Source organism: Nocardia sp. CC201C, from assembly GCF_030010695.1.
Lineage (GTDB): Bacteria > Actinomycetota > Actinomycetes > Mycobacteriales > Mycobacteriaceae > Nocardia > Nocardia otitidiscaviarum.
This window is the reverse complement of the sequence record NZ_JASCXP010000557.1, coordinates 1-3,786: the sequence shown is the minus strand read 5'-3', so window position 1 is coordinate 3,786 and position 3,786 is coordinate 1. Positions and strand designations below refer to the sequence as shown.

Below are 3,786 nucleotides of genomic sequence, written 5' to 3'. Positions count from 1 at the left end.
AACCAGCGGAGGGTTGGTGCTGCGGCGGTGAATGGTGAGTGCTGGGATCGGGGGGCGTGGTGACGGTACGGCTGCTCGAGCCGCGCGGGGGGCGCTCCTGCGTGGTGATGGGGGTCGTGAACGTCACCAGCGATTCGTTCTCCGACGGGGGGCGCTATCTGGACCCCGAGCTGGCGGTGGCGCACGGGGTGGCGCTGTACGAACTCGGGGCCGACATCGTCGACGTGGGTGGGGAGTCCACCCGGCCGGGGGCGGTGCGGATCGATCCGGCGACCGAGGCGGCGCGGGTGGTGCCGGTGATCCGCGGGCTCGCGGCGGCCGGGGTGCCGACCAGCGTGGACACCATGCGGGCGAGGGTGGCCGAGGCCGCCGTCGAGGCGGGCGTGACCATGGTCAACGACGTCTCCGGCGGCCGTGCCGACGCCGATATGGTGAAGGTCGTCGCCGCGGCGGGGCTGCCGTGGATTCTCATGCACTGGCGCGCCGAGGCCGACTACCGGCACACCGGGGCGGCCGAGCATTACGACGACGTGGTCGCCGAGGTGTGGGCCGAGTTGTGCGCCCAGGTGGAGTTGGCCGTCGCCGGCGGCGTCGGTGCGGACCGGCTGATCCTCGATCCCGGACTGGGATTCGCCAAGAACGCCGACCACAACTGGGAACTGCTCGGTGGGCTCTCCGAACTGGTGGGCACCGGGCTGCCGATCCTGATCGGCGCCTCCCGCAAGCGGTTCCTGGGTGCGCTGCTGGCCGATGCCGCGGGCCCGCGTCCACCGGACGGGCGCGAGACGGCGACCGCGACCATTTCCGCGCTGGCCGCCGAGCAGGGCGCCTGGGGAGTCCGGGTGCACGATGTGCGCGCCTCACTGGACGCCGTCGCCGTCACCGATGCCTGGCGGCGCGCCGAATCCCGTCGGCGCGAACGATTCTCGGACCGCCGCCTGGACGGGGGCGTCCGATGAGCACCGATCGCATCGAACTGCGCGGGTTGCGGGTGTTCGCCCATCACGGCGTTTTCGACTTCGAGAAGCGCGACGGCCAGGAATTCGTCGTGGACCTCACGCTGTGGACCGATTTCTCGGCGGCCGCGAAGTCCGACGACATCGCCGACACCATCCACTACGGCGAACTCGCCGACAGCGTGGTCCGGATCGTGTCCGGGCGGCCGCGCGATCTCATCGAGACGGTGGTGTCCGAGGTCGCCGACGCGGTCATGACCGACCCGCGCGTCCATGCCGTGGAGGTGGTGCTGCACAAGCCCGCCGCGCCGATCCCGCACAGCTTCGAGGATGTGCGGGTGGTCACCAGCCGCCGCCGGGAGGCGCCGTGACCCGCGTGGTGCTGTCCATCGGCTCGAATCTGGGTGACCGGCTGACGCACCTGCGCGCCGTGGTGGACGCGCTGCGCCCCCGGCTGCTCGCGGTGTCGCCGGTCTACTCGACCCCGCCCTGGGGCGGTGTGCCGCAGCAGGACTACCTGAATGCCGTGCTGCTGGCCGAGGATCCGGCGCTGGAGCCCGGCGACTGGCTGCGCCTGGGGCAGGAGCTGGAACAGGCCGCCGAGCGGGTGCGGGAAGTCCGCTGGGGGCCACGCACTCTCGACGTGGACATCGTCTGGGCCGCGCGGCAGCGCGACGGGGCCTCGGCGGTCGTGCGCAGCGCCGATCCGAGCCTGACCCTCCCGCATCCGCGGGCACATGAGCGCGCCTTCGTGCTGGTGCCGTGGCTGGACGTGGAACCGGATGCGGTGCTCGAGGCCGCGGGGCGGACGCGCCCGGTGCGAGCGTGGTTGGCGGACTTGGATTCCGCCGAGGTGGACGGCGTCCGCAGGACCGCGTTGTCATTGGGGCGGCCATGATGGGGCGGCCGTCGATCGTGGTGTCGCCCGCCGTGCGGCCGAGTTCCTCGGGCGCGGAGGTCGTTTCGGAGCCGCCGCGCCACCTGTTCTCGTCATCGGAGCGGATGCTGTGAGACCGACGCGGGTACTTGATCTGTTCGCGAATGTGCTGCTGGCCGCGATCGTGGCCTGGATCGCCACGCGGGCGGCCTATTCGAGCTTCCCGCCCATCTCGGTGTTCGCGGGGGCGTCCCTGCTGCCGGTGGCGGTGCTGGAGGTGGTGTTGGCGTTCATCATTCGGGCGCGGGTGGGGGACGGGCGGATCGGCAGCGATTCGCGGCAGCTGCATCCGATCACGGCCGCGCGGGCGGTGGCGCTGGCCAAGGCGTCGGCGCAGGTGGGATCGCTGGTGGCGGGTGTGTGGCTGGGCTTCCTGATCTGGGTGCTGCCGCAGCGCTCGGAACTGCGTGCGGCGGAGGCGGATACCCCGGGGGCGGTGGTGGGGCTGCTCGCCGGTGCGGCGCTGGTGGCCGCCGCGCTGTGGCTGGAGTATTGCTGTCGCGCGCCGAGTGAACCCCCGGACGAAGCGGCAACATCTTAGCTAACGTTTTGCCGGGAATCGCAGGCAACCTGGGCATCTGACCGTCTCGGACAAGCTACGCTGGCGGACATGGTTTCACCCTCCCGGAGCAGTGCTTCCCGTCGCCGGCGGGAGGACGCGGGAAAGTTCTTCACCGGTGTTCTGATCCTTCTGGGTCTGGTTGCCAGTGTGTTCCTGGTCTTCAGCGACAACGTCCAATTCGTGCGCATCGGACTGGTGGCGGCCCTCTGGGCCGCCGCCATCGGAGCCCTCGCCGCGACGCGTTATCGCAGGGAGGCGGCCGTCGACAAGGCGAAAGTCGGTGACCTCCAGAAGGTCTACCACCTGCAGTTGGAACGCGAGGTTGCCGCCCGCCGCGAATACGAGCTCGGTGTCGAGTCCCGGGTCCGCCAAGAGGTGGGCGCCGACGCCGCCGAACTGGCCGCGCTGCGCGCCGAACTCACCGTCCTACGCGAGTCCCTGCAGCGTCTTTTCGACGGCAACCTGGACTACGACCGCCCCGCGCTGCGCGCCGACGCGGTCCGAGTCCAGGAACTCCCCGGTTCGCCCGCCACCGCCTCGCTCGGTGCGGCGAACGATAACTGGGAGGACGCCACCCCCTGGGATCCGTGGGAGTCGCGGCACCCCGTCACTCCGGTCTTCGAACCCGACCACCCCGAGCCCCCCGCCTTCGCCAGCCCCGATGACGAGCCGGTGACCGCCGAGACCGCCGCCGTCTCGGCCGCCGACTACGACCAGGCCCGCGCCGAATACGCCGCCATTCGCGAACAAGCCGACCGGGCCGCCGCTTTCGGCCCCGCCCCCGCCGACGACTTCGACCCCTTCGATGACTCCAAGAATCGCGCCGATGCGGCCCTGGACCCCAGCATCTCCGGTGGTATCGACATCGGCGTCCCCGACATCGGCCCCGCCGCCACCGATCTCGACACGGCCGCCGTCAGCGGCAGGTTCGTCGCCGTGAGCGATGCCCCCGACGGCGGATCCGACGCCGCGGGCAGCGAGGACGGCGACGGCGCGGGCAGCGAGGATGGCGACCGCACCGCGACCGGAGTCTCGGCTCCCGCCGGCGCAGCCAGGGACACCGCACCGAACGGCGCGACCCGACCCACCGCGGTGGTCGCGGGCGAGACCGCCTCCCATCCCACCCCCATCGGAACCGCCAGCACCCGCCGCCGTCGCCGCGCCGACGAGGATTCCGAGGCCGACAGCGGACGTCGCCTCTCGGTGGCCGAGATCATGGCCAACCTGCGCTCCGAGGGCGACCGCTAGCCAGCCGCACCGCACGGCGCATCCGGGCTCGGGGGGGGGCCCCAGTGGTTAGCCGGCCCCCCCCCGGGGCGCCCCGGGGGGCA

General features: G+C 72.1%; 5 protein-coding genes. All 5 read left to right on the top strand.

Translation table 11 applies throughout. From position 1 onward, the window contains the following. Positions 1–107 precede the first annotated feature (107 nt). The 5 genes from folP (at position 108) to QK444_RS33910 (ending at position 3,703) form a co-directional block, all read left to right on the top strand. The gene (gene folP, locus QK444_RS33930; RefSeq protein ID WP_282786107.1) at positions 108–959 is read left to right on the top strand and encodes a dihydropteroate synthase; all 852 of its coding nucleotides are present in this window, start codon (positions 108–110) and stop codon (positions 957–959) included. After that, the gene (gene folB, locus QK444_RS33925) at positions 956–1,327 is read left to right on the top strand and encodes a dihydroneopterin aldolase (protein ID WP_282786106.1); all 372 of its coding nucleotides are present in this window, start codon (positions 956–958) and stop codon (positions 1,325–1,327) included. Before folP ends, folB begins: the two co-directional genes overlap by 4 nt. Beyond that, positions 1,324–1,854, top strand: coding sequence for a 2-amino-4-hydroxy-6-hydroxymethyldihydropteridine diphosphokinase (folK, locus tag QK444_RS33920; protein WP_282786105.1), 531 nt, complete (start codon positions 1,324–1,326; stop codon positions 1,852–1,854). The genes folB and folK overlap by 4 nt, the downstream gene beginning before the upstream one ends. Positions 1,855–1,963: 109 nt before the next feature. Next, positions 1,964–2,434 carry a DUF3180 domain-containing protein gene (locus QK444_RS33915; protein ID WP_282786104.1) on the top strand — a complete coding sequence of 157 codons (471 nt, stop codon included), beginning with the start codon at positions 1,964–1,966 and terminating at the stop codon, positions 2,432–2,434. 69 nt (positions 2,435–2,503) lie between these two features. Continuing rightward, a complete protein-coding gene (locus QK444_RS33910) occupies positions 2,504–3,703 on the top strand; it encodes a DUF6779 domain-containing protein (RefSeq protein WP_282786103.1) in 1,200 nt (399 codons plus the stop codon). Positions 3,704–3,786: the final 83 nt, after the last annotated feature.

Bases quoted from the DNA above. Each gene is read 5' to 3' on its own strand.
- QK444_RS33910 (WP_282786103.1), top strand. From the start codon at position 2,504: ATGGTTTCACCCTCCCGGAGCAGTGCTTCCCGTCGCCGGCGGGAGGAC.
- folB (WP_282786106.1), top strand. From the start codon at position 956: ATGAGCACCGATCGCATCGAACTGCGCGGGTTGCGGGTGTTCGCCCAT.
- folP (WP_282786107.1), top strand. From the start codon at position 108: ATGGGGGTCGTGAACGTCACCAGCGATTCGTTCTCCGACGGGGGGCGC.